Source organism: Acinetobacter lactucae (assembly GCF_013122135.1).
Lineage (GTDB): Bacteria > Pseudomonadota > Gammaproteobacteria > Pseudomonadales > Moraxellaceae > Acinetobacter > Acinetobacter lactucae.
Genome location: NZ_CP053391.1, coordinates 1,021,415 through 1,038,281, shown reverse-complemented (window position 1 = coordinate 1,038,281; position 16,867 = coordinate 1,021,415). Strand labels below are relative to the sequence as shown.

At 38.3% G+C, this 16,867-nt stretch carries 13 protein-coding genes; 7 read left to right on the top strand and 6 right to left on the bottom strand.

The features are described 5' to 3' along the window. Positions 1 to 75: 75 nt before the first annotated feature. The 3 genes from HLV59_RS04865 to HLV59_RS04855 form a co-directional block, all read right to left on the bottom strand. Positions 76 to 891, bottom strand: a complete 816-nt coding sequence (locus HLV59_RS04865) for a PhzF family phenazine biosynthesis protein (RefSeq protein WP_081173065.1) — start codon at positions 889 to 891, stop codon at positions 76 to 78. A 148-nt stretch (positions 892 to 1,039) separates the two neighbouring features. After that, positions 1,040 to 2,434 (bottom strand): L-cystine transporter, encoded by a 1,395-nt coding sequence (locus HLV59_RS04860; RefSeq protein ID WP_002118474.1) that lies wholly within the window; start codon positions 2,432 to 2,434, stop codon positions 1,040 to 1,042. 208 nt (positions 2,435 to 2,642) lie between these two features. After that, on the bottom strand, positions 2,643 to 3,524 hold the full coding sequence (locus HLV59_RS04855; protein ID WP_061875477.1) for a LysR family transcriptional regulator: 882 nt from the start codon (positions 3,522 to 3,524) through the stop codon (positions 2,643 to 2,645). A 96-nt stretch (positions 3,525 to 3,620) separates the two neighbouring features. Between HLV59_RS04855 and HLV59_RS04850 the strand changes: the two genes are divergently transcribed. Both HLV59_RS04850 and HLV59_RS04845 read left to right on the top strand, forming a co-directional pair. Next, a complete protein-coding gene (locus HLV59_RS04850; RefSeq protein WP_214286623.1) occupies positions 3,621 to 4,799 on the top strand; it encodes a YbfB/YjiJ family MFS transporter in 1,179 nt (392 codons plus the stop codon). After that, on the top strand, positions 4,796 to 4,921 hold the full coding sequence (locus HLV59_RS04845; RefSeq protein WP_013197121.1) for a hypothetical protein: 126 nt from the start codon (positions 4,796 to 4,798) through the stop codon (positions 4,919 to 4,921). Before HLV59_RS04850 ends, HLV59_RS04845 begins: the two co-directional genes overlap by 4 nt. A 35-nt stretch (positions 4,922 to 4,956) precedes the next feature. Here HLV59_RS04845 and icd read toward each other — a convergent pair whose 3' ends face one another. Continuing rightward, positions 4,957 to 6,213, bottom strand: a complete 1,257-nt coding sequence (gene icd / locus HLV59_RS04840) for an NADP-dependent isocitrate dehydrogenase (protein ID WP_005067916.1) — start codon at positions 6,211 to 6,213, stop codon at positions 4,957 to 4,959. 196 nt (positions 6,214 to 6,409) lie between these two features. On the opposite strand from icd, the gene HLV59_RS04835 reads away from it, so the two are divergent. Beyond that, positions 6,410 to 7,201 (top strand): rRNA large subunit pseudouridine synthase E, encoded by a 792-nt coding sequence (locus tag HLV59_RS04835; RefSeq protein WP_031949024.1) that lies wholly within the window; start codon positions 6,410 to 6,412, stop codon positions 7,199 to 7,201. Between the two features lie 118 nt (positions 7,202 to 7,319). On the opposite strand, the gene HLV59_RS04830 is transcribed toward HLV59_RS04835, so the two are convergent. Further along, entirely contained in the window at positions 7,320 to 9,557 is a 2,238-nt protein-coding gene (locus tag HLV59_RS04830) for an NADP-dependent isocitrate dehydrogenase (protein ID WP_031949025.1), read from the bottom strand. A gap of 401 nt (positions 9,558 to 9,958) precedes the next feature. Further along, positions 9,959 to 11,662 carry a M61 family metallopeptidase gene (locus HLV59_RS04825; protein ID WP_081173057.1) on the bottom strand — a complete coding sequence of 568 codons (1,704 nt, stop codon included), beginning with the start codon at positions 11,660 to 11,662 and terminating at the stop codon, positions 9,959 to 9,961. A gap of 170 nt (positions 11,663 to 11,832) precedes the next feature. Here HLV59_RS04825 and HLV59_RS04820 point away from each other — a divergent pair, with 170 nt between their 5' ends. The 4 genes from HLV59_RS04820 (at position 11,833) to HLV59_RS04805 (ending at position 16,716) form a co-directional block, all read left to right on the top strand. Beyond that, positions 11,833 to 13,152, top strand: a complete 1,320-nt coding sequence (locus HLV59_RS04820) for a D-alanyl-D-alanine carboxypeptidase PBP6B (RefSeq protein ID WP_061875473.1) — start codon at positions 11,833 to 11,835, stop codon at positions 13,150 to 13,152. Between the two features lie 98 nt (positions 13,153 to 13,250). Continuing rightward, complete coding sequence (locus tag HLV59_RS04815; protein WP_171429438.1) at positions 13,251 to 14,537, top strand: NAD(P)/FAD-dependent oxidoreductase; 1,287 nt, start codon at positions 13,251 to 13,253, stop codon at positions 14,535 to 14,537. A 135-nt stretch (positions 14,538 to 14,672) separates the two neighbouring features. Next, positions 14,673 to 15,155: an FKBP-type peptidyl-prolyl cis-trans isomerase gene (locus tag HLV59_RS04810; RefSeq protein ID WP_002118581.1), complete on the top strand. Its 483-nt coding sequence runs from the start codon at positions 14,673 to 14,675 to the stop codon at positions 15,153 to 15,155. A 118-nt stretch (positions 15,156 to 15,273) separates the two neighbouring features. Beyond that, complete coding sequence (locus HLV59_RS04805) at positions 15,274 to 16,716, top strand: cryptochrome/photolyase family protein (RefSeq protein ID WP_171429437.1); 1,443 nt, start codon at positions 15,274 to 15,276, stop codon at positions 16,714 to 16,716. Positions 16,717 to 16,867 lie beyond the last annotated feature (151 nt).

The following is a 16,867-nucleotide window of genomic DNA, read 5'->3' as shown; positions in this document are numbered from 1 at the left end:
TATAGTAGGAAATTTAAACTAATTTTCATAGTAAAGTTTTGAAAAGAAAGCCGTTTATTTAAACGGCCTTATATTTTAAGGAAAAATTTCGGCTTGCATATAAAGCTTCCCATACCCTGAAATCTCAATACGCTCTTCCGTTAGAACATTGCAATATAAAATGCCTCCACGGCTAGATGCCTGATAAGCAATAATATTATTTTTAGCGAGTTTCTCTGCCCATAATGGCGCTATTGCCGTATGAATTGAACCTGTAACTGGGTCTTCATCAATTCCCGCGACAGGAGCAAAATACCGAGATACACAATCATAATGCTGGTCTGCTTTTGAAGTTATTGCAACATCCATCGCTGTAGTTGTAATTGCAGTTCTCTTACCTAGAGCTTTGAGCAAATTCATGTCAGGCTGCTCATCTACCACATCTTGCACTGATTCATACTCAACAATGTAGGCTTGAACATTTTGATAAACTGCTTTAAAAGGCTTTGTTAATGCTTGACGTAAAATAGTTGGATAATCTTCAACTTGATGAGCTTTACGAATTGGAAAATCCATTCTGATTTTGCCATCTTCATCTTGGTGAACCACAAAAATACCCAAATTTCGGACATGGAAATTAATTGTCTTTTTCTCGGTAAAATCTTTAAATATTACAAAAGCGCTGGCAAGAGTCGCATGCCCACAAAAATCAACCTCAACCGTTGGAGTAAACCAACGGATTTCATAATTTTCAGAGTCTATAATTTTTACAAAAGCAGTTTCAGATAAGTTGTTTTCAAGTGCTATCTTTTGCATTAAATTTGCATCTAACCACTCTTTTTCAACAACAACAGCGGCTGGATTTCCACGAAATAACTCTTTTGTAAAAGCATCGACTTGATACATTTTCATGATAGTGCTCTCTTTTGTAATAGGCTCATTTTCGAAAATTATTTAAAAGAAAAACAGATACAGTTTTTTTAAAATTAACATCACAGTGGCAATTTATGCATATAAAAAAACGGCTCATCCAATGTGGAGAGCCGTTTAATACTAATTCTTAATGATGTTGAGTTAACTCAATTTCATCTTCACTGTTTAATATTTCTTTATCAGTCTGGCCCATTAACTGACTCGTCACAACACCAGCAGTCATTGAACCATTTACATTTAATGCAGTACGGCCCATATCAATGAGTGGCTCGATTGAAATAAGCAGTGCAACCAAAGTCACTGGTAAGCCCATAGCAGGAAGCACGATTAGCGCAGCGAAAGTTGCACCACCACCTACTCCAGCAACACCAATTGAACTTAAAGTCACAATACCGACTAACGATGCAATCCACATTGGGTCTAAGGTGTTAATACCCATGGTAGGTGCAACCATCACTGCCAGCATTGCAGGATACAAACCCGCACAACCATTTTGACCAATGGTGGCACCAAAAGAAGCAGAGAAACTTGCAATAGATTCAGGCACACCCAAACGACGAGTTTGTGTTTCAATACTCAGTGGAATACTTGCTGCACTTGAACGGCTAGTGAATGCAAACGTTAAAACTGGAGCAACTTTCTTAAAGAATTTAAGAGGAGAAACACCCGTCATAGTCAAAATAATGGCATGTACGACAAACATAATCGCCAAGCCTAAATAAGATGCAACCAAGAAACCGCCTAGATTTAAAATATCTGCGACGTTTGAACTTGCCACGACTTTTGTCATAAGCGCAAATACGCCATATGGTGTAAGAGTCATCACTAAGCGCACAAGCTTCATTACCCATGACTGCAACGTCTGAATTGCAGTCAGAATACGTTGACCTTTTTCAGCATCATCCTTCATTAGGTTAAGCGCTGCTATACCTAAAAAGACGGCGAAAATAACTACACTGATAATTGATGTTGGGTTTGCACCAGTCAATTCAGCAAATGGATTACTTGGAATAAAGGAAAGAATAAACTGCGGTACACTTAAATCGGTAACTTTACCTACATAATCCGTATTAATCGCAGTTAAGCGTGCAGTTTCAGCAGCACCTTGCACTAAACCTTTTGCCGTTAAGCCAAACAGGTTGGTAACAAATACGCCTACCAGTGCAGCAATCAGCGTTGTAAAGAGTAAAGTACCAATCGTATAAAAACTGATTTTGCCTAAAGATGAGGCTTGGTGTAATTTTGCAACCGCTCCCAAAATAGACACAAATACCAAAGGCATAACGACCATTTGTAAAAGTTTTACATAGCCGTTTCCAACGATATTAAACCAGCTAATAGATTCAGCAAGAATCGGATGGCCACCGCCATAAATCAAATGTAGTCCTAAACCAAACACTACACCTAGAACTAAGCCAGCCAGAACTTTTTTCGATAAGCTCCAGTCTGTTTTACGTGTTTGGGCGAGTAAAAATATTAACCCGACAAAAACCACAATATTGATGATTAAGGGTATATTCATTCCCAAACTCCAAATTATTGCTTGTGTCATCTTTCAAGGGGGCATATTTGACCATAGCCAGCCTATATAAACTACCCTTTTCCACAATTTTATAGCATCAAGATGATTACAAACCTGCGTGAGAATATAAAATGACTTTTAAATACATATATATCACTTTTAATTTATAAATTACGTAAGATATTTATGTATAAAAATCAGCCTCTACTTAAGCAACCTTTAATTCAAATTGTTGCTCAATAAAATGAATGAACTGCTTTAAATTGGTGCCCCATGTTTCTGGTAACTGGGCAACCAAGTAGGTAGTAAACTGAGCAGATTCCGTATTCAGTCCAAAACAATTGACCGAAACTTTATCTTCAACTTTTGTAAGATATGATTTCGGTAATAAAGCAAAACCAACACCCAACTCTACACAGCTCACGATTCCATCAAGGCTTCCCATTTCCATGATTTGTGAAGGCGGAACACTAAAATCATTCAAGAAAAGCTCTATAGCATGTCGATATGAGCAACCTTGCCGAAATGCTATAAATCTAGTCTTTGCAAGGGTTGCCTTGTCTGGAAAGCTCACTTGTTGCTTAGGGCAAACCAGAACCAGTTCTTCGTGCCACACAGGAAAACTATATAATTCAGGAATTGAATGTTTAGATGCTACAAAAGCACAGTCCACTTCTCCCTGATGTACAGCATTTAATAAATAACGGGTTGGATGAGTTTGCAGCTCGATGGGTAAAGTAGGGTATCGCTGCATACATTGATTGAGTAGCTGAGGCAAACGTATCGCGGCAGTTGTTTCCATACTGCCTAAACGAATAGTTTCATTCGGGTCAATATCACCTTCTTGAAACATCTTCTTAGCTTTGTCATGCAGCGCAATCATTTGAACAGCATAACTATGGAGCTGTTGACCGGCATTGGTTAAGGTCACTGGGTTATTACGATTGAATAAAATAACCCCCAACTCTTCTTCAAGTTTTTTTATATGGCTCGTGATATTCGATTGAACGGTATACATTTTTTGCGCAGCTAATGAAAAACTTCCACTATCTGCAACTGCTAAAAAAAACTCGAGAGACTTAAGCAACATAACCCTATCTCAAAATAAGATAATTACCATCATATTAAATCATTTTTAAAGATTTCAAAACTCGCTTTTAATAATAAAAAAATTGAGCATCTTCTCATGTCTACATTTTATCGAATGAGCTTAATTGTCTTTTTAGCAACTTGTTTGGGAATTGGCGTTTTTAGGTTTTCCTATACTGCGCTCATGCCCATCGTAATCGAGCAATATCACTGGACCCATGATTTTGCCAGTTTCTTAGGCAGTGCAAATTTATTGGGATATCTGATGGGTGCCTTATTAGCGCTATTGAGTATTAAGGAAAAGTACATCCCATCCCTCATCGTACTGTCGGCTATAGCTGGCAGTCTCAGCCTACTATGCTGTTCATTCATGGATATGCCTCTGGTGTGGTTCATTGTCTGGCGTACGATTTCAGGTATTGCCGGTGGTTTACTTATGATTTTGGCGCCTAGCTTTGCAATGAAATACATTCCCAACACACAAAGATTAAAAGTTAATTTTTTAGGATTTAGCGGGATTGGCGTCGGCGTTTTATCCGCTACCATTATTATTCCCCTACTTAAAAATATGCCCGTACATTATGTTTGGGATATTTTTGCGGGTCTTTCTCTATTAGGAAGCTTAACTCTTTATCGATTATTAACTCGTAATACAGCACAGATTATTAAAGCGCAATCTACTACTTTACCGGCCTCACAAAAATCACGTTTAGGCATTGTCATTATTATTGCCTATATGTGTAGTGCCTTTGCCTATATTCCACATTCTTTGTTTTGGATGGATTATTTATCTGGAACTCTGCATTTTCCATTACAGCAAAGAAATTTATTTTGGGTTCTCTATGGATTGGGAAGCTGCATTGGTGCACTCATCGCCTATTGCTTAAGCCGAATAATGGGATATTTACAGACTATTAAATGGTTATATGCCATTTACTGCCTCGCTGTTGTTTTACCTTTCCTTTCACAAATGACTTCTTTACTGGCCTTATCTTCGCTTCTGACAGGCTTACTCACTCCTGCAACCGTATTTATTAGTTCTTATAGTCTGCTACAGATTTATGAGCAACGTTATCAAAAGCTTTGGAGCCTTGCCACTATTGGGTTTGCTAGCACTCAGCTTTTAGGTGGGGTTGTTATTAGTACTTTGCATCATTTGCATTGGTCTTATGCCCATCTCTTTCTTTTGGGTGGAATCGTTCTTCTTTTTGCGGTTTGCCTTTTACTACCTATACGCCCTTCTTTCACCTCAACTCTCGGAGAAACCAAATCGTGAAAACTCTGCTCTTTCCTTTATTTCTAGTTGCTTTCGTTCTTGTTATTCAAGCCCTAGACCAGAGTTATCAAAAGAAAACTGGTTTTATTAAAACTCCGAAACATCCCGAATTTATGCAATAAAAAAAGCCCTCAACTGAGGGCTTTTTAATAGAAGATTACTCTCCCATATGTTTAATAATCGCATCACCAAACTCAGAACAACGTAACAAGGTTGCACCCGGCATTAAGCGCTCAAAATCATACGTTACGGTTTTGGCAGCAATTGCTCCAGAAATTCCTTTAATGATCAGGTCAGCAGCCTCTGTCCACCCCATATCACGTAGCATCATTTCCGCAGAAAGAATGATAGACCCGGGGTTTACTTTATCCTGACCTGCATATTTAGGCGCAGTGCCATGAGTTGCTTCATAAACTGCAATTGCGCCACCAATATTTGCACCTGGTGCAATACCAATGCCGCCTACTTCTGCTGCTAAAGCATCAGAAATATAATCACCGTTTAAATTTAGGGTGGCAATCACAGAGTAATCGGCTGGACGCATAAGGATCTGTTGTAAAAACGCATCTGCAATGACATCTTTGATAATGATGTCTTTACCAGTTCTAGGATTTTTAATTTTAACCCATGGGCCACCATCAATTAGCTCCCCACCGAAACGATCCAAAGCCAACTCATAGCCCCACTCTTTAAATGCGCCTTCGGTGTATTTCATGATATTGCCCTTGTGAACCAGCGTCACAGAAGGCTTGTCATTTTCAATTGCGAACTGAATGGCTTTACGGACTAAACGCTGTGTTCCTTCTTTTGAAACAGGTTTAATTCCAATACCACATCCTTCAGGAAAGCGAATTTTTGTGACACCCATTTCTTCTTGAAGGAACTTAATGACTTTTTTTGCCTCTTCAGAATCAGCTTTCCATTCAATACCTGCATAGATATCTTCCGAGTTTTCACGAAAAATCACCATATCGGTTAATTCGGGGTGTTGAACGGGTGATGGAACGCCTTCAAACCAACGCACTGGACGTACGCAAACATACAGATCTAATTCTTGGCGCAAAGCCACGTTGAGTGAACGAATGCCCCCACCTACTGGTGTGGTTAAAGGACCTTTGATTGATACCACAAACTCACGAAGTGCTTCGAACGTTTCTTCGGGCATATAATTGCCATAAATTTTATTGGCTTTTTCACCGCAATACACTTCCATCCATTCGATTGAGCGTTTGCCACCGTAAGCTTTTAAAATCGCAGCATCTACGACTGCTTTCATTGTTGGTGTAATATCCACACCAATACCATCACCCTCAATGAAAGGAATAATTGGATGATTTGGTACGTTCAGTGATAGGTCTGCATTTACTTTGATTTTGTCGCCGTCGGCAGGAACCACGATCTTCTGATAACCCATTGTGTAGATTCTCCCTTTTATAATACTTAATTAACTAAAAATAATTATCGATAAACAATACTTTCAACTTTTATTAACGCATAATAGCTTAATCGAATTTAATTCTTTTTGAGATTTATGTGAGAAATAAGCAAATTTCGCACTTAAATATAGCTCAATGTTTTCTCTAGTTATTTGAAAGAAGAAGCCATTTTTTATGAAAATTGTGATTCTCAACAAGCCATATGACGTTCTCTCCCAGTTTCGTAAAGACGAAGCACATATGACCGTCTCTGACTTTGTTGATGACCCGACTTTACGCTTAGCAGGCCGTCTTGATATGGACTCTGAGGGTTTAGTTTTTTTAACCGATCATGGTGGTCTGAATCAGTTCATTACCAACCCTGCAAATAAAAAATACAAAACCTATTTAGTTCAAGTTGATGGCGATGTAACCGAAGAAGCGCTTGAGCAACTTCGTAAAGGTGTAGAACTGAATGATGGTATGACGCTTCCAGCCAAAGCCATTAAGGTCAGTGAACCTGAATGGTTATGGGAACGTAATCCGCCAGTACGTTACCGTGCAAATATTCCTACATCTTGGATTGAGATTTCAATTTGCGAAGGCCGTAACCGTCAAGTTCGTCGTATGACTTCTGCGGTAGGTTTTCCAACTTTACGTTTAATTCGTACTAAAATTGGCTCAATCGACTTAGTTCAACTTGGCTTAAAACCAGGTGATGTTAAAGAAATTGAACCATTACTCTACCCTGACTTTAAAGATGTGCCAGCTGAACAGCCTTATCGCTCACGTTCATATGTGAAAAAACCAGGCGGTACAGGCGGCAAGCCAATGGTTCGCAAAAACAAAGATGGTTCTGCGAAAAAGTCTGGTACAAAACGTATTTGGCAAATGGATGAAAGCGAGAAACCACGTCGTAAGACCAACGGTACAACTCGTCCAAATACCAAAGCACCACGTGGTCGTGGGCGTAATAATAGTCGATAAACACATTTAAGTTTTAAAGCTCACATCAGTGGGCTTTTTTAATGTCTTTTTATTTTTAGGCAATAAAAAACCGGTGCATATGCACCGGTTCTTAAGCTAATTACTAACGATTTAGTAATTAAGCCTCAACTGTCGCAAGAGCTGCATTGAATGTAGCACTTGGACGCATTACAGCATTTACTTTAGTCGGATCAATTGCGTAGTAACCACCGATGTCCGCTGGTTTACCTTGTACTTGAGCAAGTTCAGCAACAATTTTCTCTTCATTTTCAGCTAAAGCTTTAGCAAGAGGAGCAAATTTAGCTTTCAACTCAGCATCTTCGTTCTGAGCAGCAAGTGCTTCAGCCCAGTAAAGTGACAAGTAGAAGTGGCTGCCACGGTTGTCGATTTCACCAGTACGACGTGATGGAGACTTGTCATTGTCAAGCAATTTACCAGTCGCTTCATCAAGAGTATTCGCAAGTAACTTAGCACGAGCATTATTTTCTTTAATACCCATTTCTTCTAAAGATACTGCAAGCGCAAGGAATTCACCAAGTGAGTCCCAACGCAAGTGGTTTTCTTCAACAAGTTGTTGGACGTGTTTTGGCGCTGAACCACCAGCACCAGTTTCGTACATACCACCGCCCGCCATTAGCGGAACGATAGACAACATTTTTGCAGAAGTACCAAGTTCCATAATTGGGAACAAGTCAGTTAAGTAGTCACGTAAAATGTTACCAGTCACAGAAATCGTGTCTAGGCCACGTACTACGCGCTCAAGTGTGTAACGCATTGCACGTACTTGAGACATGATTTGGATATCAAGACCAGTTGTATCATGATCTTTTAAGTACTTTTGTACTTTCTTGATCAATTCGTTTTCATGTGGACGGTACGGGTCAAGCCAGAAGATTGCAGGCATACCTGAGTTACGTGCACGAGTTACTGCAAGTTTAACCCAGTCACGAATCGGAGCATCTTTAACCTGACACATACGCCAGATATCGCCTTCTTCCACATTTTGAGTCAATAACACTTCACCAGTGTCAAGATCGGTAATGTTTGCAATACCCGCTTCTGAAATCTCAAAAGTCTTATCGTGAGAACCGTATTCTTCAGCTTTTTGAGCCATCAAACCAACGTTTGGTACTGTACCCATAGTCTTCGGATCGAAGTTACCATGCCATTTACAGAAATTGATCATTTCTTGGTAAATACGGGCAAATGTTGATTCTGGCATAACAGCTTTAGCATCATATTGCTTACCATCAGCACCCCACATTTTACCACCAGCACGGATCATTGCTGGCATAGAAGCATCAACGATGATGTCGTTTGGTGAGTGGAAGTTTGTGATGCCTTTTGCCGAGTCAACCATTGCAAGTGCAGGACGGTGTTCTTGACAAGCATGTAAGTCTTCAATGATTTCTTCACGTAATGAAGTAGGAAGAGTTTCGATTTTCTCGTATAACCCAGCCATACCGTTATTTACGTTAATGCCTAATTCGTCAAATAACTTACCGTGTTTTTCGAAAGCTTCTTTGTAATAAATTTTCACACAGTGACCGAAAACGATCGGGTGTGAAACTTTCATCATTGTCGCTTTTACGTGTAAAGAGAATAAAATTCCCGCTTCTTTACAATCATCAAGTTCTTTTTCATAGAAATCACAAAGTGCTTTCTTGCTCATGAACATTGAATCAATGATTTCACCTTCTTGAAGCGCAACTTTTGGCTTAAGAACAATGCTCTTACCACTATTTGTGATAAGTTCCATTTTCACATTACGCGCGCGATCAAGTGTCATTGATTTTTCACCATGGTAGAAGTCACCTTCTTCCATATGTGAAACGTGAGTTTGTGACCACTGTTTCCACTCGCTCATTGAGTGAGGGTGTTTTTTCGCATAGTTTTTAACTGCTGCAGGAGCACGGCGGTCAGAGTTACCTTCACGAAGGACAGGGTTTACTGCTGAACCAAGGCACTTACCATAACGAGCTTTGATTGATTTTTCTTCTTCAGTCGTCGGATTTTCCGGATAATCAGGAATTGCGTAACCTTTTGATTGAAGCTCTTTGATACATGCAGTTAATTGCGCAACAGACGCACTAATGTTCGGGAGTTTGATAATGTTTGTATCTGGATCTTGTGTAAGACGACCTAGCTCTGCAAGGTTGTCGGATACCTTTTGCTCTTCACTTAGGTAATCAGCGAATTCTGCGAGCACACGTGCAGCTACAGAGATGTCACTTTTAATAATCTCGATGCCAGCTGGCTTGGTAAAGGTCTCAATGATCGGCAGTAGCGAATAGGTCGCCAATAATGGCGCCTCATCAGTCAGTGTGTAAATAATAGTTGACTTTTCACCAGCCATATATAGCCCCTTCCGTTTGATTGAGTGTTGAGGACCGAGCTTGTGGCCCAGTGCCTACGAACCGATATGCTTAAATAAAACCCTGAGAGTATCGGCTCTCATTGTCTTCCAGTCAACGAAATATCCAGTGATAACGACATTTCGCAGTGAAATAATACATAATTTAAATCTATTAATAATATTCTTATACCTAACTTAGAGTAATACACACAGCTTTACCAACCTTCTAGGTATAGAACAGTCTTAAATTACATGAGATATCTTTCAGAGTTCTGACAATTATTATACTTTTCATTCAAAACAAACTCAAAGATAACGCGTCTTACTATTTCTTAATACCATTAAAAAAAGAAAAACCGATGTGCAAAACATCGGTTTTTTATAAACTATTTAACTATTATTTAAGCTTTTAACCATTTTTCGGTTTTGGCCTGATCTTCAATGACAAGTTCAACTTCAGTTAAATCAGATGTAGCACACTCAACGTCAAAAGATAGTAACTCATCGCGGCGGAAAGCGAACACTGTATAAGTACCACCCTGCTTTGCATACTTCTCAACAAGTTTAGTGGTCGTTTTTAACCCATCAATTGCAATAATTACATCATTAGCAGAAATACCTGCTTTAGCTGCTGCGCCATCACGACGAGCACTTTGTACGAGTACACCTTCTGGCTTATCAACAAGTTTTAAACCTAGGGGCAAAGATTTGTCAGTTTTAACTCTATAACTTAAGCCAAACTCAGGGAACAATTGATCAAGTGGTAACTCATCAGTGGTATTAATCAAATGATTAATTTGTTCAATCCAGCTATCACCCGTCAGTTCTTTACATAAATCAAAAATGGTTCTTTCATTTACTTGCATACCATTTTGAGTGTTTTCATATAACCGACGCATTAAGGCATCAAGACTAGAACCACGTAGACGTAAACCTAAATCTAGACATAACGCAACTAACGAACCTTTATTGTAGTAACTGGTGCCCGCATTATTCGAGTTTTCATCTTGACGATAAAATTTAATCCACGCGTCAAAACTTGACTCTGCAACTGTTTGAACAAAACGGCCAGGATTTTGCAAATAACGGTCAATTTGTGCTTTGAGTAAATCAAGATAAGACTTCTGTGAAATCACGCCGCTACGTAATAAAATCAAGTCATCATAATATGAAGTAAAGCCTTCAAATATCCAAAGTAAAGAAGTATAGCCTTCTTGATGCAAATTATAGTTTGCAAAGTTTTCTGGGCGAATGAACTTGACTAACCATGAATGAAAATATTCATGACTACATAAGCCTAAAAAGCGTTGATAATCTTTAGAAGGTTCAGTTGGTTCATTCGACTTTGGCAAATCGTCACGTGGTGTGATCAAACTTGTACTATTACAATGTTCTAACCCACCATAACTATTCCCTGTTGCCATAGTCATAAAGGTATAGTTTTTAAATGGTGCTGAACCGAACATGTTTATCTCAGCTGCACAAATTTTTTCAATATCGGCTTTTAGACGATCAATATTCGTATTATGCGAACCAGAAATTACGAACTCATGTTCAATGCCATGGGTTTCAAAACTAAAGCGTGTTTGATCAGCCAATTCAAACGGGCTATCAATCAATTGATCATAATGATCGGCTTTTAAAGTAAATCGACCTTTAACTAAACTCTTTGAAGCTAAGCCTGTTGCTAACTGAAAATGTTTTAATTCATCTGGCAAGAAAACTTCGACTTCACAAGCAGACTGCTCCTGCCCCTCTAAAGCTAAACATACGCATGCTGGATTGATATATAGACGAGTCTGGTCTACATACGCACCACGGACAGACAAATCATATGCATATACATCATATTCAATCGTCATTAATTCATGATCAGTATTAAATAAACGCCAGCGATTCTTGCTCGTTTTTTTAATATCCAGCAAACGACCAGCTTCATCATAAGCTTTAACGGATTCAATATGTTTTGAGAACTCTCGAATTAGATAACTACCCGGAATCCACGTTGGTAACCAAAGTTCCTGATTCGGGTTGGCTAAAAAACGAATTGTCACGTGAACAAGGTGTTGTTTGTAATCATCGAACTCAATTTGATAATGCAACATAAATTCTTCAATTTAAAATAAGAACGGCTTCACATTAGATTATCACTTTTTTGTATCGTCTTGCGTAGATGTATTTTTTGGCAACAATTCCCACTAGCCTTCCATGAAAAAAAGGCATAGCATGCTGTGCATCTGTGTCCCGTATTTGCCAGTGAAAGTTAAGGTCATCCGTGAAATTTTTTCTATCTCTTTTTACCCTCTTTAGTATTTTCTGTACTACTCTAACCAATGCTGCATTACTCAATATTGCACCTGAAAGTGTTGAAGCTGCTGCATGGACTATTGTAGATACTCAATCGGGTCAAATTATTGCTGAGCATAATAGCCATGTACAACGTGCACCAGCATCTTTAACCAAAATGATGGTTGCCTACATTGCCTTAAAAGAGATTAAAGCCGGCAAACTGAAAAAAGAAGAAATCATTACTGCGACTCCAGTGGTTAGTGTTGTGCAATGGGATGAATCACAAATGTATCTTAAAGCTGGTGAACAAATTTCAGTTGATCAGTTATTGGCAGGTTTAATTGTGATGTCTGCTAATGATGCAGCCGTGACTTTAGCTGAAAAAATTTCTGGTGATGTTCCACGCTTTGTACAACGTATGAATCAGGAAGCTCAAGCTTTGGGTATGAAGGATACTCATTTTAGTAATCCTGCCGGAATCACGATGCCTGATCATTTCACTACAGCACACGACCTTAGTTTATTAAGTCAGGCTGTAATTAAGCAGACCCCTGAATATTTACATTATTCAAAAATGCCAAGCTTTAGCTATAACCAACGTTTCCACCACGCGACTAACCTTGCTTTGAAATATGATCCATCTGTAGATGGCTTAAAAACGGGATATACCAAAGCAGCAGGTTATAACTTGGCTTTAACAGCTTCACGTCCTTCATTCTCATCTGACTTAACTCAAAGACGTTTATTGGTCATTGTTTTAGGTACGCCAAGTGCAGTAAAACGCGCTGAGATTGCAGATAAGTTAATGAATCTTGCTTATGCCTATACACGTGATGAAGTGATTATTCCTGAGCAAAAATTAATTGCAGAGCTACCTGTTGTAAAATCGACTTTAAAAATGTTTAAGGTTGAAACGAAGCAACCGACCATTGTAACGACTTCTTTATATGCAGACCCAGCACCAATTGACTTAAATAATTTCGACAATGTGACTCAACGCGTCCAAGTTCTCGACAGCAACATGCAACCAAAGATTATTGCACCGCTCGAAACGACCCAAACTCGTGTAAACATTGAGCTCAACGAAAAACAATTAACTGCACCATTAATGAAAGTTGTAAGTTTGGCAACAGTATCAATTTATCAAAATAATCAACTGATCCGTAGTCTTCAAATCGAAGATAACGTACATATTGAAGAAGCCAATATTTTCCAAAAAATCGCAATGTGGTTTTCTAGCCTCTTCTCTATTTTTTCATCAAGTGAACATAGCGCGGCAAAACTCTACCCTGTAGATTCGCACTAAAAACATCAAATTGTGCACAGACGCACAATAAATTTTATAAATAAAAGATGGCATAATTCAGCCATCTTTTTTTATAGAAAAATAATTAGGTGGAAAAAATGACCCAAAATTTACATCATATTGTCATTGTTGGTGGTGGCGCTGGTGGTTTAGAACTGGCGACACAACTCGGTGAAACTTTTGGGAAAAACCATAAAGCGAAGATTACACTGGTTGACCAAAACCTTACCCATATTTGGAAACCTTTGCTTCACGAAATTGCTGCTGGCTCTTTAAATCCTCACGAAGAACAAACTAACTATTTTGCGCACTCAGAAAAACATCATTATGAATTTGTGCTCGGAACATTAGTTGGAATCAATAAAGATAAAAAATTAATTGAGTTAATTGCCCCTCAAGTGTCTAAGGATCAACAGATTCATTCGCAAGAGCTAAGTTATGACACACTTATTTTAGCACTTGGTTCAGTATCAAATGACTTTAATACAACAGGTGTGCGTGAAAACTGCCACTTCCTCGATAGCAGAAAACAAGCCGATATTTTCCAGCAAGATTTATTACATCTTTATATTGAAGCGCAAAATCAACCTAATCAGCGAACCTTAAATATTGGAATTGTTGGTGCTGGAGCAACAGGCGTAGAGCTGGCAGCTGAGTTAATTGAAACAACCAAAAACTTTTATCGATATGGTTTAAAGAAGATTCATCCAAACCAAGTCAAAATCACACTGATTGAAGCTTCTGAACGTATTTTACCTGCTTTAAGTGATAAAACTGCTGAACACAGTGCTGGGCAACTCAAAAAAATGGGGGTTGAAATTTTAACTCAACACCGTGTTGAAAAAATTGATGAGCATTGCATCTACTTTAGTAATGGCAACCAACTCAAAAGTGATATTACCGTTTGGGCAGCAGGCGTAAAAGCACCTAAAGTACTAGAAAGTTTTACAGACTTTAAACGCGATAACATTAACCGTTTAATGGTCTATGCAACGTTGCAAACCTATTCCGACCCAAATGTATTTGCGTTTGGTGATTGTGCTCATTGCCAACTTGATGCAAGACATCCTCCACTTGGCCCACGTGCTCAAGTTGCAAGCCAACAAGCAAGCTTCTTAGTCGATGCTATGGCTGCTCGACTAAATGGCCGATCACAACCTATGTTTACCTTTAATGAAAAAGGTTCTCTCGTGTCTTTAAGTCGTCATAAAGCCGTTGGAGAATTACTCGGGGACGTAAGCGTGCAAGGCTATATTGCGAAAACGATGTATGTCTCTTTATATCGTTTACATCAAGCAACGATTCACGGATATACTCAAGCTGGACTACTCACAATGAAAGATTTACTTACAAGACGTGTACGTCCAAAAATTAAGCTGTATTAAGTTGAATTTTTTAAGTTCGTCCCTATTTATATAAAAACGCATCAGAAAAAGTGCCAAAGATTAAGATTTTGTAGTCTACAAAATTTATTTTTCACTTTATGATGTACGCTTCAATTGATTGAATGGATCAAAAACATGACTGCTATTGCAAATAACCACGTGGTTTCATTCCACTACAAATTAACAAACGCTGAGGGTGAAACACTTGATCAATCTCAAGGTGAACCACTTGCCTATTTGCACGGTGCAGGCAATATCATTCCTGGTTTAGAAAATGCATTAACAGGTAAAACTGTTGGTGAAAAATTCACTGTTAACGTTCCAGCTGCTGAAGGTTATGGCGAATACAACCCAGACCTAGTTCAAGAAGTTCCAGCTCAAATGTTCCAAGGTGTTGAGAACATTCAACCTGGTATGCAATTCCAAGCTCAAACAGATGACGGCGTACAGATCGTTACTGTTAAAGCGGTTGAAGGCGACAACGTTGTTGTTGATGCTAACTTCCCACTTGCTGGTCAAGATTTAACTTTTGAAGTTGAAATCGTAGAAATCCGTGATGCTTCTCAAGAAGAATTAGATCACGGTCACGTACACGGTGCTGGTGGTCATCACCACTAATTCATCTTTAAAGATGATAAGAGCAAAGCTTCGGCTTTGCTTTTTTTATGTCTTTATTTTTATATAATATTTTGATACTAATTCTTTAACTCATCTCACTCTATAAGGGTCAATTTTCATGTCAAACGTAAATCAGCTAATTTGGTTTCGTCAAGATTTGAGAGTTCGAGACCATGCTGCTTTATGGCATGCCTCTCAACAAGGACCTTGTATTGGATTAATTATTTTATCGCCTGAACAATGGAAAATTCATCACGATGCACCTATAAAAATTAATTTCTATTTGCGTCAACTTCAACAGCTCAAAAAAGAACTAGAACAACTTAATATTCCCCTTATTATCCAAGTCATTCCTTTTTGGAAAGATATCGCTCATTATATTGGTGAACTTAGCACTCAACTTAATATTGAAAATGTCTATTCAAATATAGAAATCGGTGTTAATGAATTAAAAAGAGATAAAACTGTACAAGAAGTTTTAAATCAGCAAGGTAAAGAGCTCTTTTTATTCCATGACCGTACGATTTTTCCTTTACGCTCGATTCGCAATCAGTCACAACAGCCCTATCAGGTTTTCGGTGCATTCAAAAAGGCCTGTTATTCAAAATTGAATATCAGTGGTTTACCTCAATGCTATCCAATTCCTGAAAAGCAAAATGACTACCCCACTTCTTTTTCAGAAATAACCAGCTTAACTTTAGAAGATATCAAAGCGTTTTTTGACTCATCTGATCCTAAAGAGCAAGATGATTTATGGCCAGTTGGAGAAGATTTTGCACTAGAGCAGCTCGATGTATTTATTAAAGATCATTTATCTGATTATAAATTAGAACGTGACTTTCCAAATGTAAAAGGTACTAGCCAACTTTCCCCTTATCTGAACATCGGAGTTTTATCTATTCGTCAATGTTTACAAGCTCTTTTAAGGGTTGAACATGGCAACTTTCATTTGACAAATGAAGGCCAGCAGACTTGGTTAGATGAACTGCTTTGGCGAGAATTTTATCAGCATATTTTATTTGATTTTCCCCATGTTTCTAAACACATTCCATTTAAAAAGGATACTCAGAAAATTAAGTGGAATCACAATCCAGAGCACCTTACCGCATGGCAAACTGGCCAGACGGGTATACCGATTATTGATGCTGGAATGCGTCAACTTTTAAAAACGGGATGGATGCATAACCGGGTTCGCATGATTACTGCCATGTTTTTATGTAAAAATTTGCTTATCGATTGGAGAATAGGTGAACAATGGTTTATGGAGCATTTAATCGATGGTGATTTAGCAGCAAATAATGGAGGTTGGCAATGGTGCGCTTCTACGGGAACAGATGCTGTACCTTACTTTAGAATTTTTAATCCTATTACTCAATCAAAGAAATTTGATCCAAATGGAGATTATATTCGTCAATGGGTTAAAGAATTAGCTCATTTAGACAATAAAGCTATTCATGAGCCCTACTCGACCAGAACGAATATGCAGTTAAAGTATCCAAAATCAATAGTTGATTTAAAGGCAACACGCCTTAAGGCTATTGAAACTTTCAAGAGTATTTAGATAAGAGTTACGTCTTATCTGTTTATTTTTAATTAAAACATAATAACAATATTTGACTAAACAGTGACTTTGATCTACAAATAACCATAATAGCTACTTAAAAAGGCCATAAACAACAATAACTTCGCAATGTCTCACATTTAGTAATAAA